Genomic DNA, 1,162 nt, shown 5'->3' on the forward strand with positions numbered 1-1,162 from the left:
AGTCACGCTTCTGCAAGCTCGTCGAATTCATCGCCTTCAGGATGAAGGCCTGATAGCTCATCAAGGAAGAGAAGCAAATTTTCGCCGGCAATTTGCGCAGCCGCCCGCACAGAAGGTGAGTGCAATTCATCTACTATTACTATCGAAAGAACTCTATGAGATTCTTCAATCAAGCTGATTACATATTCATCATGCTCTACAGAAGAAACACGCCGCTTTGATTTCCTAATCTTTTTATACAAACCAGCCCCCGGTACATCTGTAACCGTCGAAATTTATCGCAGCGACAAAAGGCGAAATTCGAGAAGGATGCCCATAATGCCACGCGGCTGGCGACGACAAAAGAGAGAAGGAGATAGGCGAGAGAGAAGAGGAGATCGGAATCTCCGCCATCAGAACCGCCGCCCATAACAAAAGAAATAATTGCAAAGGCAACTAAACGCCGTTGGAAAACCTAGAAAAGAAGGCATCAGCGAAATGAATAAATACCCGATAATTCATCAATAAATCGAATATGTTGCAGCCGCAGCCGATCGGTGGCAAGATGCACGGCCTTTGTTGCGCTTCGCACAACAGGGCGCGCCCCGTCAGACGCCACATCTGACAGGGTGCTCAGAAATTCTTCGCGGTAGCCAGTCATCAGAATCTCAAGAGGACCCTAATAACAGAATGCACCCTATCTCAGACGCCCGTTTTGGGCAAGCACCGGCCACCCATTTGGCGATCATTTCGACTGCGATCGACCGCGTCATCGCCGCCGATCCGGCCCAAACCGAAATACCACTTCCCCTTCGCCCAGAAATCGCCTTATCGGAGATCGAATGGCATAAAGATCAATGTCTTAAATCTGGATCAGAGGCGGAGACCACAGCGCTACAGGAAACACCGGCACATATATGTTGTTGTGACGGAGAAAATAATCGCCCTCGTGGCAGACCTCGTGCACCATGGTGGCGATACGGTAGCGCAGCATGGCGAGACGTCGGGGCGACGAGAACCATCTCGTCGGCGCAGCGTCGAGATCTGCAAGCGGCTCATGGCCAAGCCGCACGGTCCGGTCGTCCGTTGAACGCGCTGCTGACGATCATGCTGCCAAACATCAACGAAGTCGAACCTGCCGAGCGATCAGCGGTGATCGCCCGCGAGGTGCACCGGATCCGGC

General features: G+C 52.3%; 1 protein-coding gene. It reads right to left on the bottom strand.

The window, feature by feature from the left end; all coding sequences use genetic code 11:
• Positions 1–469: 469 nt before the first annotated feature.
• Positions 470–640 (bottom strand): hypothetical protein, encoded by a 171-nt coding sequence (locus B0I28_RS27575; protein ID WP_170923412.1) that lies wholly within the window; start codon positions 638–640, stop codon positions 470–472.
• Positions 641–1,162: the final 522 nt, after the last annotated feature.

This window comes from Glycomyces artemisiae (genome assembly GCF_003002955.1).
In the GTDB taxonomy this organism is placed as follows: domain Bacteria; phylum Actinomycetota; class Actinomycetes; order Mycobacteriales; family Micromonosporaceae; genus Glycomyces; species Glycomyces artemisiae.

Excerpts from the sequence above, each read along its gene's own strand:
- B0I28_RS27575 (WP_170923412.1), bottom strand. The coding sequence starts at position 640 with ATGACTGGCTACCGCGAAGAATTTCTGAGCACCCTGTCAGATGTGGCG.